Source organism: Pseudomonas sp. MWU13-2100, assembly GCF_023242365.1.
Lineage (GTDB): Bacteria > Pseudomonadota > Gammaproteobacteria > Pseudomonadales > Pseudomonadaceae > Aquipseudomonas.
The window spans coordinates 18,509-33,269 of sequence record NZ_JALLIX010000034.1; the positions used below are offsets into that span (position 1 = coordinate 18,509).

Below are 14,761 nucleotides of genomic sequence, written 5' to 3' on the forward strand. Positions count from 1 at the left end.
TTTCCATACGCCCTCTGGACAACCCCAAAACAGCTTGTTAGTTTCCCCGGTCACCTCTTTAGAGGTGTGATAGCAGCGCAAGAATGATATTAAAGTGATGGCACTTTTTTGTCGTTATCTATAATTGGCAAGGATGTCTATGATGAAAAGCCTGCAGGGTTTGCCCTGTCTTATCAGTGCTTCGGTAGGTGCGCCTGGCAAGGCTCGAAACTTGCCTGTTGATGTTCAGTGCATCCAATACTTATTTAACCTGATCATTCCGAAGATGGGATTCCCGCTGCCTGAGAATGGCAAGTGCGATGGTCAGTTGGTGCAGTGCATCAGTCAATATCAATTCCGCCATCTCAAGTATGCCCACCCCGATGGTGTCATCGATCCGACCGGCCGTACCTTCAACAGTCTGATCGAAGAAGCGATCAAGGTGCCGGTCAAGCCGAACCCCGCCTTGCGCCTGCCGACTTTCCTCAATGTGTTCGGCAACACCGGCAGCGACATGGTCCAGGCTACCGTCAATCACTACCTGGACCGTATGCGAGCGATGATCGAAGCCGAACGGCGCAACCGGCAGATGGTGCTCCAGGCCACGTGCGACGGTGGCATGAGTCTGACTGACAGTGACTTTCAGAACGCCGCGACACAGTTGGGCAGCGGTATTTCGGTCAATATCATCAAGGCTTTTGCCACGGTGGAATCCGGAGGGCGTTCCGGCTTTGGCCCGGCCAAGTTGCCGGTCATTGCCTTTGAAGGCCATCTGTTTCGCAAGTACACCCAGTACAAATACGACCAGACACATCCTTTGTTGTCTTACCCCTATGTAAAAAAGGCCGGGCCCCAGTGGCAGGCCAACAACAAGGATCAGGCCAAGGCTTGGGAAACCATGGCGACCGCTTTCGGTTTGGATCAGGAAGCGGCGCTGATGTCAGCGTCATGGGGCATGTTTCAAATAATGGGTTTCAACTTCGCTGCGTGTGGTTACAAGACGGTTTTTGAGTTCGCGGCTGCCCTGAAGATTAATGCGGGTAACCAGCTAAAGGCATTTCTGGGCTTTTGCAGCAAAAGCCCGGCGCTAGTCAAGGCAATGAAAAACAAGGATTACGTCAGCATGGCGTTGAACTATAACGGCAAGGATTATGGCGATTATGACGCGCGCATTAAGAAAGCCTACGAAGCACTTGAAGGAAAAAAATAACATGGTGTGCAAGCTTCTCACTTCCCGTTGGCTGGTGGCAGCCGCGATGTCATGTTGTGTCGGTACGCCAGCCTTCGCTGTGGACTTGGCTCTGCATTCTGGCAAATACGAGCAGTTGATGCTGGCGGTGACGCCTGAGCATCAAATCGAGGGGTTCTACGCGGAAGAGCGGGGCGATGGCCCGACCTTCAGTTGCGCCTTCTACCTGCAGGGCAAGGTCGGGGCCGGGAAGGATGTGTCGGTGTCCACCTGGCTTGATGAGGTTTATCCGGGAGCGGTGAAACCCTCGGCTGATGGCGTGACCCTGACAGTCGAGCAGGGGCAGCAGCATCCGGGGTGCATGAATGTGCTGATGCCGGAGATTGCCACGGGCCTGGAGCTGACCCAGACCGCGAGCAAGAAGTGGATCGGTCTGGTGACCGTCTCGGCTGACAAGGCCTGGCTGCAGAAGACTCCGGACGCCAAGGACACTCGGGGTCCCTATATCGTCAAGGGCGATGTCGTCGGGGTGTTGGCGTTCAAGAATGGTGCGGCCCAGGTCGAGTTCATCAATGCCAGGGGCCGCTCCTTCACCGGCTGGATCAGCCAGGACCAATATGCTCGGCTGAGTGTGCCCAAGCACTGATTCTGTCGGTTTATCCCATCCCCTGTGGGCGCGGGCAAGCCTGCTCCCGCAGGGGGTGGGGGGAAGCCAAAGGCCGTGGGCAAGTACTTGAGCCCCCTGGCATTTTTTATCTGGGTCCAACGGTTGTAACTTCCGGTGAGATCGGTACAATGGCGCGGCTTGCCGAGAGGCGAGCGTCGTTATGGTGATCCCATCGGTCCCCCCGCAACGATTACCCGTGAACCTGGTCAGATCCGGAAGGAAGCAGCCACAGCGGGAACATTGTGTGCCGGGGTGTGGCTGGTGGGGTCGCCTCCATAACGTCCACCAAGCCGTTTCCACCCCCCCCTTAAAAATACAGACCCAGTGCCAGATCAAGGTCGGCGCTTCGTTTTCCTGCATCTAAAAATCACGCAGCCCGCTTCTGAAGCATCACGTTAGTTACTCAACACCTGGCTGAACTTGATGGTGGCCGGAACGGTGGTGGTATCGACGTAATACCAGACCCGCTCGGTGCTGCCCAGAGCGTTTCCGGGAAGGGCCACGTGGAAATGATCATAGGCGCCGTAATGAGTCAGTCCAGAGGCCCCCTGGCGCAAGTTGAATACCGCGGAGTTGCTGGTGAGTACCTTGCCGCCGCCGCTTCCATTGGTGGCGGCCTTCAAGGGAGGGGAAAAGGACTTGCCCTCCGTGGCTGACCAGATGGCGAGCACGTCGCCTGACTCGGGAGGGTAGCTACCGGGTGGGCAGTTGTAGGTATGCGTTGTCCTCTTCGTGCCGACAACCACCGTTACCGTTTGCAGGGCGCTGAGGACGGCAGCCTGCTGCCGTGTCGACGAGCCGGAGAGAACGACGCTTGCAGGCTTGTAGTTGCTGTGGTGGCAGCCCAGCAGCGCCAGATTCTCTCGACAAAGGTGGCACACCAGTCTTCGGCACGCCGAGCAATGCGGCATCGGCAGATTTGGAAGTGCCATGAGCCGCGTTGGCGTCTCGAGAGTGCAATGCCCACAGTTGACATTCAGCATGTTCAGCTCCAGCAGCGCTGTGGATTATTGCTGTTCGCTTGGTCCGTGATGAACCCTGAAACATTATTTATCGCTCTCCCAGCGATAGGTTCTGTCGGATAACTCCTAAAAATAAGAGTGTGGTTATTCATAATGATCTCCAACGGTTGAATAAACGCCCAACGACAAGGAAAGTGTTGGTGGGCGTGTAGTACTTTGTGATTGGAGAGAATGTTATTTTATTGATCGGAGGACGGACAAGTTATCAAGCATGATGAAATATTTCTGCGCTAAAAGAGTTGCGCGAGAAAGTGTTTGAAGTTATTGCGCCGTAGTTGAGGCGTGTGCGGAGGTTGCTAGAGTGCCGCCCGCAACTCCCGTGGCGACAACCCATAATGCTTGCGAAACCGCACTGCAAACCGTGAGGCCGAGGCGTAGCCACTGGCCGCGGCAATTTCCCCGATGGGGCGTGGAGTCACCTGCAACCATTGCAGCGCCATCCCCAGCCTGACGTTCTCGAGGATATTGCTGAAACTATCGCCCTCGTTAGCCAGTTGTCGGCGCAATGTCGAAGCGCCGAGGTTCAGGCGCTCGGCGACGATGGCCACGGTCCAGTCCCGCGCCGGGTCGGTCATGAGAGTCTGCTGCACACGCTCGCACAGCGGATCGTGGCGATCCAGCAACAACGGCCCGGCCCATCCTCCCAGGGCCAGCGCCAGCAGCACGGCTTCCGCGTAATGGTTGCGCAAGACGTCCGGCGAGTCGGCGTTGATGCAGTCCAGCAGGTTTTCCCAGGCCTGGGTCGTATGCCGATCCAGCGGTATGCATAACTCTTGCGTCACCGCGCGTCCGGGAAGGGGATTGAGCTGCTGGCTGTAACGAACGCTGAAGGTCCGCAGCAGCTCCGTGGGAAAGGTCACTGCATCGGCGATGTAGTAACCCTGTGTCCCTGGGTAGTTGCTGATACCCACTTCGCACCCCGCCGGCATCAGGATCAGATGCCGTGAACCCACGCGCATTTGCCGATCATCCCAGCCCATCCACTTTTCGCCCTGGCGGACACGGCACAGGGTGGTGACGAAAATCGGCACCCTTTGCAATGCATGGGGCTGGCGCGCCTGTATGACACTGGCGCCGATTCTGCGTTGGTGATGCTGGATGCCGGCGGAGGCGTTCATGGTTCCTAGCGTCCGTAGGGGGCGGTGAGGGTGGCCTTGGCCAGTACGTTGGCGTTAAGCATGTAACCTACCATGGCGCCGCTGGATTGTTCATTGACCGGCAGCTTATCGACCTTCAGGGCCCAGACGGTGAATTGATAGCGATGCGGTTTGTCGCCAGCGGGTGGGCAAGCGCCGCCGAAGCCTGCCTGACCATAGTCGGTGCGACCCTGAACGGCACCAGCTGGCAGTTGGCTAGCAGTGGGGTTGCCTGCGCCGGAGGGCAGTTCGTGGGTGGTCGTCGGGAGGTTGACGACGGTCCAGTGCCACCAGCCGCTGCCGGTTGGGGCATCGGGATCGTAGACGGTGATGGCAAAGCTTTTGGTGCCGGCCGGCGCGTTCTGCCAGGACAGTTCAGGCGAGGTATTGCCGCCCTCGCAGCCAAAGCCCTGGAACACCTCGCGGCTGCTCAGCGGCTTGCCGTTGGCGATGTCGCGGCTGTTGAGGGTGAAGTCGGCGGCGTGGGCGGTAAGGCTCAGGCCGAGGGTGAGGGTGGTGAGGAGAAATCGTGTTTTCATGCTGGTCTCGTCTTGGTGGGAGAGGAGAGACGAGTTTATTGAGATTGGGAGGTGACCGTTGTGCCGCTGCGCTCAGCCATTGTGCCGAAACGCTCAGGGTGATTTTTGCGGGAGCGGCTGGTCGACGCTCGATAGTCGTCGGAGCACTCTGGGGGCCAGGCGCTCCGCTTCAGCGTTGACGTTTATCGCCGGCAAGGGTTGGTGTGTCACTGGCGTTTGAACAGCTTGCGGAAGAACCCGGCCACCACCACCAGCCCCACCACGATAAATTTCTTCAGCGCCAGCAACATCACACCAATCTTGGCGAACAACCCGGCCTTGGCCGCAATACCGCCCGCCACCAACGCCGCTAACCCATAAGGTGCCAGCTTGTCGGTCTTCGAGTCGTAGTCGGCATAACGGTTGCCGTCGGTGAAGTTGGTGAACGCGAGGATCTTGGGTGTTTCCTGTTTGATGGTTTGCAAATCGGCCATCGCCGCCACGGCATTGAGTTCCAGAACACCCTCGCGACCCAGCACCCGGATGCTGTAGTTCAGGGTGGTCTGTTGCGCATCGTCGGCCTTCAACTCGCGGGCCCAGTACATCTTGTGGCTGCCCTGGTCGTAGCTCGGTGGTTCAGCCCATCCCAGCAGCGACAAGCCGGCATAACCCTGCTTGCGCCGTTCTTTGTTGTTCTCTTCGTCATCGGCCTGCATTTGCTTGAGCAGGTCGGCATAGTCGATCTTGGCCGCGTCATCGTCGGAAATGTGCCCGTCGTTCTTGTAGCTGACGATCACGCCCCAGCCATTGTCCGCCAGCGGGCTGATTGCCTTGGGAATGATCATGCCCAGGGTCTTGTGACCGGGCGGGTTGCCCCAGCCCTCGGTCAGCAGGCGTTCGGTGTCGGCTGGCGACAGGTAGTAGAAATCGTCATTGAGTTGCAGTGTGGCAATGCCGCTGGGCAGGGTGATATTGCCGTGTTGCTGCTTGAGGGTGGCCAACCATTGTTCTGTGGTCTGGTGCGGTTGGGTGCTGGCGGTCGGCGCCGGAGTGGGAGAGGTGGCGGCCAGGGCAGGCACCGCGAGGCTGAGTGCCACCGCGGCGAAAAGCTGGCGCAGATGATGTTTCATCGTAATCCCTTACAATTGGAAATAATTTTGCCGGCAGGATAACGGAAGTGACTTTGTATTACCAAACTTGGGTATGGCCAGGTTTCAGGCGGGTTCGTCCCCATCTGCAAGGTGGGCGAGGCATTTTTTGAAGTCAGTGCCCCGCCGGCGCGATTGTCCTGGGCAGCGTGCCGGCGCTCAATCTGGACGGACGGCGACAACCCGCCCAGCCCCGCGGGAGCGGGCTTGGTCAGCGAAGTGTCGGGCGGTCTTGAAGACCTCTTCGCGGACCCATCCGGCTCCGGCAGGTTCCAGGTATCTTGCAGTCTTGCGACCGCATATCGGTGGGTGACAGGCGTGAGGCTAAGGCTTGGACAAGGCCAGATCGACCGCAGCGATCAGCTTTCCCAGGTCCTTCGGGGGAGCGTTGTGAATGACGCCGAACAGGTAGGCACGCTGCTCGTCTTCGTCACCCAGATCCGTGAAAAAGGCTTTTAGCTTCACGCCCAGTACGTCGGCAAACAGGAACAAGGCCTCCACGCTGGGTGTGTAACTGCCGGTTTCGAAGCGGCTGATGGTTTTAGGGTCAAAACCGGTTTTCTCTCCGAGTTCAGCCTGAGTTAGCCCCGCTACCTTGCGGTAGCGCCTGATGGCTGCACCCAAACTTGAAATTTTCATCGCTCAATTCCCATTTAGAATCAAGAACTTAACGATAAATCTTTACATTAGACAACGCCATGTATCATCACCTTCTGTTGCATAATGTGATGTAATTCGTAGAATTGGCACCTAGGACAGGTATTTGGTGATCCAGTTTCAGCTGGAATATTTGTGAAACGGGAAAACCGCGCATTTCTTCGGTGCCCATGCCATGACGGTCATAAGCCTTGAGCAAAGCATTGTCTCAGGACTGCCACGAATCCCTGTCCCGGCTAATGATGACCTTCATTTAATCCTAGTTGATCTTCGTCGAAGTACGGCCAGGCGATGCCGCCAGGCGCGGTTGTGCTGCGAATTCGGAACAACCTCTAGCTGCCCAGGTAAGCTGACTCATGGATGAGACGTATCGCAGGGTCGTGGACGTCGCCGCCATTTTCTCCGAGACCGACCTGGATGGACGGATCACCTACGTCAACGATCCATTCTGCGTGATTTCCGGTTATAGCCGTGATGAGTTGTTGGGGCAGAATCACCGGATCCTGAATTCCGGCCACCACCCGGCCGAGTTCTTTATCGATATGTGGCGCACCATTGCCCAGGGCCGGGTCTGGAAAGGCGAGGTCTGCAATCGGGCCAAGGACGGTTCCTTGTACTGGGTCGACAGCACCATGGTGCCGTTGCTGGACGAGGCTACCGGACGGGTGCGCAGGTATGTGTCGATCCGTTTCGATGTCAGCGAAAAGTTGCGCCTGCTGCATACCTTGCAATGGCGGGTGGGGCACGATGTGCTGACCGGCCTGCCCAATCGGGCGTTTCTGTCGGACCTGCTCAACCAGGCCCTGGAATTTTCCCGACGCCAAGCCATTCCGCTGGCGGTGTGCATGCTCGACCTGGACGGCTTCAAGGCGGTCAACGATGGCTATGGGCATGCCAGCGGCGACCTGCTTCTGGTGGAAGTGGCGGCACGCCTGCGCGGTATCATGCGCGGGGAGGATGTGGTGGCGCGGCTGGCCGGTGACGAGTTCGTGCTTATCCTTCGTTATGTGCACGACGCCGAGCAATTGCACGCTGCGTTGCGACGGGTGCTTGGCGCCATTTCGGCCCCCTATTCGATACTCGGCCAGACCATCCATGTGGATGCCAGCATCGGGGTAACGCTGTTTCCCGTCGATGACGAAGATGCCGATACCTTGTTGCGCCATGCCGATCAGGCCATGTATCTGGCCAAACAGGGCGGGCGTAATCGTTTCCATTTGTTCGATGTTTCGCTGGACCAGGAGGTCAAGGCCACCCACCAGACGGTGGCGTTGATGCGCCAGGCCCTGGCCAACGGTGAGTTCCGCCTGGTCTATCAGCCCAAGGTCAATATGCGCACTGGTTGCGTGGTCGGATTCGAGGCGCTGATGCGCTGGCAGCACCCCCACGAGGGCCTGCTCCAGCCAAAGGCGTTCTTGCCGCTGGTGGCGCAGACCGATGTGATCATCGATATCGGCGAATGGGTCATCGACCAGGTCATGGCGCAGATGCAGGCCTGGCGCCAGGCGGGGTACGAGTGGCCGGTCAGCCTGAATATCGCCGCCCGGCATTTCCAGCGCGGCGATTTCGTCGAGCGTCTGCGTGCCTTGCTGATGCGCCACGCCGAGGTGCCGCCGCATATGCTCGATCTGGAAATCATCGAGTCGGTGGCCATCGAGAACATCCAGCGGGTGAGCCAGTGCCTGCAAGACTGCCAGACGCTGGGGGTGCGGTTTTCCCTGGATGACTTCGGCACCGGCTACTCATCCCTGAGTTACCTCAAGCGTTTGCCCAGCCAGACGATCAAGATCGATCGCTCGTTCGTGCGCGACATTCTCCATGACCAGGATGACCTGGCGCTGACCACGGCGGTGATCGGCCTGGCCCGGGCCTTTGGCCGCGAAGTGATTGCCGAGGGCCTCGAGTCCGCCGAGCATGGCCGGTTGTTGATGAGCCTGGGCTGCGATGTGGCGCAGGGTTACTTCATTGCCCGGCCGATGGCGGCGGACGAGGTGCCGGCCTGGGTCGAGACATTTGAGCCGCCGATGTTATGGCGCAGTGCCGTTTGACTCGACAGCAAACTCTCCGGCGGGAGCACAACGAGGCCGCCAATTTTCACACAAAGTGCAGCTTAGCCAGATTAGCATCCCATGCCGGATGCATTTTTACCCCTGCTCCGCTAGCATTAGCGGTCTTCCGCTTCCCCGACGTGATGGTTATCGATGAGTTATCAGGTTCTTGCACGTAAATGGCGCCCGCGCTCGTTCCGCGAAATGGTCGGCCAGACCCATGTGCTCAAGGCTCTGATCAATGCCCTGGACAGCCAGCGGCTGCATCACGCCTATCTGTTCACCGGTACCCGCGGTGTCGGCAAGACGACCATCGCGCGAATCATTGCCAAGTGCCTGAACTGCGAGACCGGCATTACCTCGACCCCCTGCGGGACCTGCTCGGTCTGCCGGGAGATCGACGAGGGGCGCTTCGTCGACCTTATCGAGATCGACGCCGCGAGCCGGACCAAGGTCGAGGATACCCGCGAGCTGCTCGACAATGTGCAGTACGCGCCGAGTCGCGGTCGCTTCAAGGTCTACCTGATCGACGAAGTACACATGCTGTCCAGCCATTCCTTCAATGCGCTGTTGAAAACCCTGGAGGAGCCGCCACCCTACGTCAAGTTCATCCTGGCGACCACGGATCCGCAGAAACTTCCAGCAACGATTTTGTCGCGCTGCCTGCAGTTCTCCCTGAAGAACATGACCCCTGAGCGGGTGGTCGAGCACCTGACCCATGTACTCGGGGTCGAGAACGTGCCGTTCGAGGATGATGCGCTGTGGCTGCTCGGGCGTGCCGCCGACGGCTCGATGCGCGATGCGATGAGCCTGACCGATCAGGCGATAGCCTTCGGTGAAGGCAAGGTCATGGCCGCCGATGTGCGGGCGATGCTCGGCACCCTCGACCATGGCCAGGTTTTCGACGTGTTGCAGGCGTTGATCGATGGCGATGCCAAGGGCCTGCTCGAAGCGGTGCGGCATCTGGCCGAACAGGGCCCGGACTGGAATGGCGTGTTGTCGGAAATCCTCAATGTGCTGCACCGGGTGGCGATTGCCCAGGCGTTGCCGGAGGGTGTCGACAATGGTCATGGTGACCGCGACCGCGTGTTGGCGCTGGCCCAGGCCCTGCCGGCCGAAGATGTGCAGTTTTATTACCAGATGGGCTTGATCGGCCGGCGTGACCTGCCGTTGGCGCCGGACCCACGAGGCGGTTTCGAAATGGTCCTGCTGCGGATGCTGGCGTTCCGCCCAGCCGACAGCACGGCGCCACCGAGATCGCCGCTAAAGCCAGTGGGGATCAGCCAGGCCACAGTTGATTCCGCACAGAGCGTGGCTGGTGCAGTCATGGCCGCGCCAGCCGCCCCTGTGGCGCCCGTGGTCGCAGCCGTTGTCGCGCCGCCGATGATGGCTGCCGTGCCCGCCGAGGTAGCGCCGCCGATGGTCGTGCCACCTGCGCCCGCTGCTGCCGCAGTCGAGTTCGCGCCAGTGGCGGCTGTCGTGGTGGCCGAGGTGGTGCCGCCGGCCGAGCCCGCCGCCCCGGCGGTGGATGCCGTGGATCTGCCGTGGAACGATCCGGTCGAGCCCGAGGAAATGCAGCAGGAACCGGCTGTCGAACCGGTGCTGGAAACCGTCGCCGAACAGCCGGAGCTGGCCGCTATGCCGCTGCCGACCCCTGACAGCGTGGTCCCGGATGCGCCCGAATGGGTCGCCGCGACCCTGCCCGAGCCGACGCCCGCCCAGGTGGAGGCCGCGACGCCGGGGCTGGACCCGGACGACGAGCCGCCGCTGGATGAAGACTATATCGAGCCGGATATCGATTCGGCCTACAGTTATCTCGACGAACTGGCCAGCGAGCATGCCGCCGATCCGGCACCGGAGCCCGAGCCACAGCCGGCTGCGGCCCCGGCCACCGGCCTGGCGCTGGAGTGGCTGGAGTTGTTCCCGAAACTGCCGGTCTCCGGCATGACCGGCAGCATCGCGGCCAACTGCACCTTGATAGCGGTCAGCGGTGATGACTGGCTGCTGCACCTGGACCCGGCCCATAGCGCCTTGTTCAATGCCACGCAGCAGCGTCGACTCAATGACGCCCTGAACCAGTATCACGGGCGTGCGCTGAAGCTGACCATCGAGCTGATCAAACCCGAGCAGGAAACCCCGGCCCAGGCCGCTTCCCGTCGGCGCCACGAACGGCAGGACGAAGCGGTGGCGTCGATTCATGCCGATCCGCTCATCCGGCAGATGATGCAACAGTTCGGCGCGGTGATCCGTGGCGATACAATCGAACCTGTCGATGCCCAGGTGGTCCAGGGCTAATAACTGAACGACGCCAGGCCTGTGCCTTGCGTCTCTTTGTACATGTAACTCTTGAGGTGATTCCCATGATGAAAGGTGGCATGGCCGGCCTGATGAAGCAGGCGCAGCAGATGCAGGAAAAAATGGCCAAGATGCAGGAAGAGCTGGCCAACGCCGAAGTGACCGGCCAGTCCGGCGCCGGCCTGGTGTCCGTGGTGATGACCGGTCGTCATGACGTCAAGCGCGTCAGCATCGACCCGAGTCTGAAGGACGAAGACCTGGAAGTACTGGAAGACCTGATCGCCGCGGCGTTCAATGATGCAACGCGCAAGATTGAAAGCAACAGCCAGGACAAGATGTCCGGCATGACCGCGGGCATGCAACTGCCACCGGGTTTCAAGATGCCGTTCTAAGGGGCTACCGCCTGCCCTGCGTGGGAGCGGTGCTTGCCCGCGAAGCTTTTAGCGCTCTCAGGGGCCTCTTCGCGAGCAAGCTCCGCTCCTACGGGGATTTGTATTCCAACGTCGCCTCTGGACGTTGGTTGGAGGCGCGGGTATAAACCGCGTCTTGTGTTCTGTCGGACCCTTTGTCATGAGCTTCAGCCCCCTGATTCGCCAACTGATCGATGCCTTGCGGGTGCTTCCCGGCGTCGGCCAGAAAACCGCCCAGCGCATGGCCCTGCAACTGCTCGAGCGTGATCGCAGTGGCGGTTCGCGCTTGGCCCAGGCCCTTGGCCAGGCCATGGAAGGCGTCGGCCACTGTCACCAGTGCCGTACGCTCACCGAAGACGATCTTTGCCCGCAGTGCGCCGACCCTCGGCGTGATGACAGCTTGCTGTGTGTGGTCGAAGGGCCGATGGATGTCTATGCCGTGGAGCAGACGGGTTACCGGGGCCGTTACTTCGTGCTCAAGGGGCACCTGTCGCCGCTCGATGGCCTCGGTCCGGAAGCCATTGGCATCCCGCAGTTGCTGGCGCGAATCGAAGAACAGGGCCGTTTTACCGAGATCATCCTCGCCACCAACCCGACGGTTGAAGGTGAAGCCACGGCTCATTACATCGCCCAGTTGCTGGCCAACAAAGGCCTGATCACTTCGCGCATTGCCCATGGCGTACCGTTGGGTGGGGAACTGGAACTGGTAGACGGTGGAACCCTGGCGCATTCGTTTGCCGGGCGTAAGCCCATTTCGTTGTAAGCCCGCCCGCCGTTGGCGGCAAGGCTTGAGGTCACGCGGTTCGCGGTCGCGCCCCGGCGGCGCGACACAGCAACAGGGTGGGCTCAGGAGGTCAGCAATTGCAGGATCTGGTCCATGCGATTGTTGGCAATCCAGGCCAGGGGGGCGCCGATGACTGCGGCGGCACCGGCCATGTAGGTCAGTCGGTTCTTGATGGATTTGACATCGTTGCGTACCTCATTCAGGTCGCGGTGGATGTATTCGAAGCGGGTTTCCAGCTCTGTGATTCGGGGTTCCATAGCATCGCCTCCAGGGGTACGGGTCGTCTTGGCCTTGTCATGGCGGGGCGGGAATTGCGGTTTGGCGTCGTGATGGCCCGGCTCGTGGGCCGAAGCGCTCAAGTGCGGTGCCGCGCAGTGCTGTAGCTCGACTTCCATGTGAATATGCTTCCTCGATGGTTCAGATCCAGAGTGTTATTCGCTCGATAAAAAGAGCTTGAAGAAGTTCGCCTTATTTCGCTTCTGGGTCAATTGAGGTTGTTCGCTGGTGATTATCGGAAAATTCCTCATCGTTTGAAGGTTCTCCAATTCAGGCGTGCGGGCTGTCCCAGTAGCGCTTGTACATGCCCAGGTTCTTTTTCAGCCGTCTGGGCAAATGTCGTTCCTGCTGGCTCAGTTTGTAGGCGAGCAGTTTCACCGCGTTGCGCCACAGTGAGCCAGGCCAGGCCAGGCAGCGGGCGGGGCCGAGGAACTTCAGCTCAGAGATCACGTAGCGCAGGCCCTCGCCGCCGGCCCCGCCGAACTGCTGGCGAATCCACGGCTCACGGGCGTGGAAGACCCCGATATCGAAGTAGCGTCGGAACTCTTCACCGAGACTGTAGTTATGGGAGTGCCTGCAACGCGCACTGCCTTCGTAGGCGACCGTCCATCCGGCCTGGAGCATTTTCGCGGCGACGTACATGTCTTCCGACAAGATGACATGCTGGGGGAATCCGCCGACCTGCATCAGGGCCTGGCGCCGATAGGCGGAAAAGGAATTGGAGATGAAGGCGGTCTTGATCCCCAGCCGGGGGGCATCGGCCAGGCTCTTGACCTGGGAGCCCGGGGGGTAGTTGAACAATCTGGCGTGCTCGGCCAGAGGCGTGGCGTCCAGGTGCGGCAACTGCCGGCCACAGACGGCGCCGACCTGCTGGTCGGCAAACGGCCGGACGATGTTGGCAATGCCTTCGGAGTCGTCCAGGTAGGCATCCTGGGTCATGAACACGTAGAGCTCGTAGCCGGGGTTGTGCTCGACCATCCATTGGCGGGTGCCGCCATGGTTGAAGTCCTTGCTGTCGATGCGTTGCACCCGCGGGCAGCGCGCGCAGGCCAGCTCGAAGGTACCGTCGCTGGAACTGGAGTCGACGATCAGGGTGTCGAACGTCGCGGTCTGGGTCGCCAGGGAGTCAAGCAGGCGTTCCAGGTCACGGCGTCCATTGTAGGTTGGAATCACTACGGCCACTTGAGGGGTCGACATCGTTTGCTCTCCAGGTTCAGCCGGGCAGGGCGCGCCAGGGGCGCAGCCATGCCGCCAGGGCAATCAGCAGGATCAGGCTGCACAAGCTGCTCAGGCCCAATTGCAGCCAGATGCCGTGCAGCGGATGCAGGGCCAGCGCGGCTATGACCATCACCGCCAACCCCAGTAGCCCATGGCTGCGCCACGGCACCTGGGCCTGCAACTGTTGGCGGCGGATCAGCAGCAGGCCGGTGAGTATCACCCCGCAGATGGCGGCCAGGGCGATGCCGATCAACCCGAGGAAGTACGGTAGCAGCGCCAGCAGCAGGGCATTGAGCAGGCTGCCGCTCAGTTCGCAGGTGAGTGGCAGGCGGGTGTCGCCGGCGGCGTAGGCATAGCGGGCGAGCAGGGCGTTCCAGGCGCCGAAGACCAGGGGGATCGAGAACCAGGCCAGCAGTTCCGGCAGCGGGCTGTCGGCCGCCTGGTGGGGCAACAGCAGACTGACCAGCGCCCCGGCGGCACCGATCAGCCCGACCACGGCGGGCAGGGTCAGCAGGCTGGCGCTGGCCAGGCCCTTGCGCAGCAGGCCCAGGCGTTCGCGGCCCTGGCTGCCGCTCATCAGGCCGAGGAGCACCTGGTTCAGGCTCATCAGGGCGATCAGCGGCAGGTTGATCAGTTTGCGCGCCAGGTTGATCCAGGTCACGGCACCTTCGCCGAGCAATGACGCGACCATGCGCTCGAGCAGGGCCAGGCCCTGACTGGCCAGGTTGCTGCTGAGCAGCGGGCCGATGCGTTGCAGCAACTCTTTCACGGCGCCGGGGGCGTGGCCGAGTTGCCAGGGTTTCCAACCGCTACGGTACAAGGCTGGCAACAGCAGCGTGGGCATCAGCAGGCTGCCCAGTACGCAGGCGCTGGCCAGGCCGGTGGGGGTCGCGGCCTGGCGCAGGATGGCCAGGTACAACACCGGCGGCAGGTTGAACAGCAGTGAACCGAGCCCGGCCAGGACAAAGCGTGAACGGGCCTGCAAGGGTACACAGAACAAGGCATGCAGGATAAAGCCGGGGGCGCACCAAGCCAGCCAGTGCAGGCTGGCCCCGGCCAGTGCGTAACCCTGGTTGTCGAGCCCTGGTCCGATCAGCCGGACCCACAGCGGCGAACCTGCGCCCAGCACCAGCGCCAGCAGCAGGCCGCAGAGCAGCAGTCGGGGCGCCATCGCGCCGAGCCAGGCGGTTTGTTCGGTGGCCGTGCGTTGCTGGTAGAGCGGTAGCGCCGCGGCGCTGAGCAGGCCGGCCGCGAGGGCCATGCGCAGGGCTTCGGGCAGGAACAGCGCCACCAGGAAGCTGTCGCTACGCCCGCCGGCGCCCCAGGCGGCGACCAGCAGCCACTCGCGGGCGAACCCGGCGACGAGGCCGGTGAGGGTCGCCAGGGTCAGCCACAGGGTGGAACCGAGCAGTTT

Annotated in this window: 14 protein-coding genes and 1 other RNA gene; 7 read left to right on the plus strand and 8 right to left on the minus strand. The window is 61.0% G+C overall.

What is annotated here, in order from left to right; translation table 11 throughout:
* Window positions 1-142 precede the first annotated feature (142 nt).
* The 3 genes from M5B99_RS21295 (at window position 143) to ffs (ending at window position 2,102) form a co-directional block, all read left to right on the plus strand.
* Entirely contained in the window at window positions 143-1,189 is a 1,047-nt protein-coding gene (locus M5B99_RS21295; RefSeq protein WP_248805879.1) for an N-acetylmuramidase family protein, read from the plus strand.
* A gap of 1 nt (window position 1,190) precedes the next feature.
* The gene (locus tag M5B99_RS21300) at window positions 1,191-1,814 is read left to right on the plus strand and encodes a hypothetical protein (protein ID WP_248805880.1); all 624 of its coding nucleotides are present in this window, start codon (window positions 1,191-1,193) and stop codon (window positions 1,812-1,814) included.
* Between the two features lie 191 nt (window positions 1,815-2,005).
* Window positions 2,006-2,102: signal recognition particle sRNA small type (gene ffs / locus M5B99_RS21305), an RNA gene on the plus strand.
* Between the two features lie 128 nt (window positions 2,103-2,230).
* Here ffs and M5B99_RS21310 read toward each other — a convergent pair.
* From M5B99_RS21310 to M5B99_RS21330, 5 genes are all read right to left on the minus strand, one after another.
* The gene (locus tag M5B99_RS21310; RefSeq protein WP_248805881.1) at window positions 2,231-2,818 is read right to left on the minus strand and encodes a hypothetical protein; all 588 of its coding nucleotides are present in this window, start codon (window positions 2,816-2,818) and stop codon (window positions 2,231-2,233) included.
* Window positions 2,819-3,153: 335 nt separating this feature from the next.
* Window positions 3,154-3,975 (minus strand): helix-turn-helix transcriptional regulator, encoded by an 822-nt coding sequence (locus M5B99_RS21315; RefSeq protein ID WP_248805882.1) that lies wholly within the window; start codon window positions 3,973-3,975, stop codon window positions 3,154-3,156.
* 5 nt (window positions 3,976-3,980) lie between these two features.
* A complete protein-coding gene (locus M5B99_RS21320; RefSeq protein ID WP_248805883.1) occupies window positions 3,981-4,532 on the minus strand; it encodes a kinase inhibitor in 552 nt (183 codons plus the stop codon).
* A 206-nt stretch (window positions 4,533-4,738) separates the two neighbouring features.
* The gene (locus M5B99_RS21325) at window positions 4,739-5,641 is read right to left on the minus strand and encodes a DUF2167 domain-containing protein (RefSeq protein ID WP_248805884.1); all 903 of its coding nucleotides are present in this window, start codon (window positions 5,639-5,641) and stop codon (window positions 4,739-4,741) included.
* Window positions 5,642-5,983: 342 nt separating this feature from the next.
* Window positions 5,984-6,298: a helix-turn-helix domain-containing protein gene (locus M5B99_RS21330; RefSeq protein ID WP_100939143.1), complete on the minus strand. Its 315-nt coding sequence runs from the start codon at window positions 6,296-6,298 to the stop codon at window positions 5,984-5,986.
* 374 nt (window positions 6,299-6,672) lie between these two features.
* Here M5B99_RS21330 and M5B99_RS21335 point away from each other — a divergent pair, with 374 nt between their 5' ends.
* The 4 genes from M5B99_RS21335 to recR all read left to right on the plus strand — a co-directional run bounded on the left by M5B99_RS21335 (window position 6,673) and on the right by recR (window position 11,832).
* The gene (locus M5B99_RS21335; RefSeq protein WP_248805885.1) at window positions 6,673-8,364 is read left to right on the plus strand and encodes a putative bifunctional diguanylate cyclase/phosphodiesterase; all 1,692 of its coding nucleotides are present in this window, start codon (window positions 6,673-6,675) and stop codon (window positions 8,362-8,364) included.
* A 153-nt stretch (window positions 8,365-8,517) separates the two neighbouring features.
* The gene (gene dnaX, locus M5B99_RS21340) at window positions 8,518-10,659 is read left to right on the plus strand and encodes a DNA polymerase III subunit gamma/tau (protein WP_248805886.1); all 2,142 of its coding nucleotides are present in this window, start codon (window positions 8,518-8,520) and stop codon (window positions 10,657-10,659) included.
* Window positions 10,660-10,724: 65 nt separating this feature from the next.
* Entirely contained in the window at window positions 10,725-11,051 is a 327-nt protein-coding gene (locus M5B99_RS21345; RefSeq protein WP_100939147.1) for a YbaB/EbfC family nucleoid-associated protein, read from the plus strand.
* A 178-nt stretch (window positions 11,052-11,229) separates the two neighbouring features.
* Window positions 11,230-11,832 carry a recombination mediator RecR gene (gene recR, locus M5B99_RS21350; protein ID WP_248805887.1) on the plus strand — a complete coding sequence of 201 codons (603 nt, stop codon included), beginning with the start codon at window positions 11,230-11,232 and terminating at the stop codon, window positions 11,830-11,832.
* Window positions 11,833-11,915: 83 nt separating this feature from the next.
* Here the strand turns inward: recR and M5B99_RS21355 are convergent, their stop codons facing one another.
* The 3 genes from M5B99_RS21355 to M5B99_RS21365 form a co-directional block, all read right to left on the minus strand.
* Complete coding sequence (locus M5B99_RS21355) at window positions 11,916-12,248, minus strand: hypothetical protein (protein ID WP_248805888.1); 333 nt, start codon at window positions 12,246-12,248, stop codon at window positions 11,916-11,918.
* A 151-nt stretch (window positions 12,249-12,399) separates the two neighbouring features.
* Window positions 12,400-13,326 carry a glycosyltransferase gene (locus M5B99_RS21360; RefSeq protein WP_248805889.1) on the minus strand — a complete coding sequence of 309 codons (927 nt, stop codon included), beginning with the start codon at window positions 13,324-13,326 and terminating at the stop codon, window positions 12,400-12,402.
* 16 nt (window positions 13,327-13,342) lie between these two features.
* A complete protein-coding gene (locus tag M5B99_RS21365) occupies window positions 13,343-14,758 on the minus strand; it encodes a lipid II flippase MurJ (RefSeq protein ID WP_248805914.1) in 1,416 nt (471 codons plus the stop codon).
* Window positions 14,759-14,761 lie beyond the last annotated feature (3 nt).

What these genes read in the sequence shown, in the direction of transcription:
- M5B99_RS21295 (WP_248805879.1), top strand. Translation starts at nt 143, where the DNA reads ATGAAAAGCCTGCAGGGTTTGCCCTGTCTTATCAGTGCTTCGGTAGGT.
- M5B99_RS21300 (WP_248805880.1), top strand. Translation starts at nt 1,191, where the DNA reads ATGGTGTGCAAGCTTCTCACTTCCCGTTGGCTGGTGGCAGCCGCGATG.
- M5B99_RS21310 (WP_248805881.1), bottom strand. Translation starts at nt 2,818, where the DNA reads ATGCTGAATGTCAACTGTGGGCATTGCACTCTCGAGACGCCAACGCGG.
- M5B99_RS21315 (WP_248805882.1), bottom strand. Translation starts at nt 3,975, where the DNA reads ATGAACGCCTCCGCCGGCATCCAGCATCACCAACGCAGAATCGGCGCC.
- M5B99_RS21320 (WP_248805883.1), bottom strand. Translation starts at nt 4,532, where the DNA reads ATGAAAACACGATTTCTCCTCACCACCCTCACCCTCGGCCTGAGCCTT.
- M5B99_RS21325 (WP_248805884.1), bottom strand. Translation starts at nt 5,641, where the DNA reads ATGAAACATCATCTGCGCCAGCTTTTCGCCGCGGTGGCACTCAGCCTC.
- M5B99_RS21330 (WP_100939143.1), bottom strand. Translation starts at nt 6,298, where the DNA reads ATGAAAATTTCAAGTTTGGGTGCAGCCATCAGGCGCTACCGCAAGGTA.
- M5B99_RS21335 (WP_248805885.1), top strand. Translation starts at nt 6,673, where the DNA reads ATGGATGAGACGTATCGCAGGGTCGTGGACGTCGCCGCCATTTTCTCC.
- dnaX (WP_248805886.1), top strand. Translation starts at nt 8,518, where the DNA reads ATGAGTTATCAGGTTCTTGCACGTAAATGGCGCCCGCGCTCGTTCCGC.
- M5B99_RS21345 (WP_100939147.1), top strand. Translation starts at nt 10,725, where the DNA reads ATGATGAAAGGTGGCATGGCCGGCCTGATGAAGCAGGCGCAGCAGATG.
- recR (WP_248805887.1), top strand. Translation starts at nt 11,230, where the DNA reads ATGAGCTTCAGCCCCCTGATTCGCCAACTGATCGATGCCTTGCGGGTG.
- M5B99_RS21355 (WP_248805888.1), bottom strand. Translation starts at nt 12,248, where the DNA reads ATGGAAGTCGAGCTACAGCACTGCGCGGCACCGCACTTGAGCGCTTCG.
- M5B99_RS21360 (WP_248805889.1), bottom strand. Translation starts at nt 13,326, where the DNA reads ATGTCGACCCCTCAAGTGGCCGTAGTGATTCCAACCTACAATGGACGC.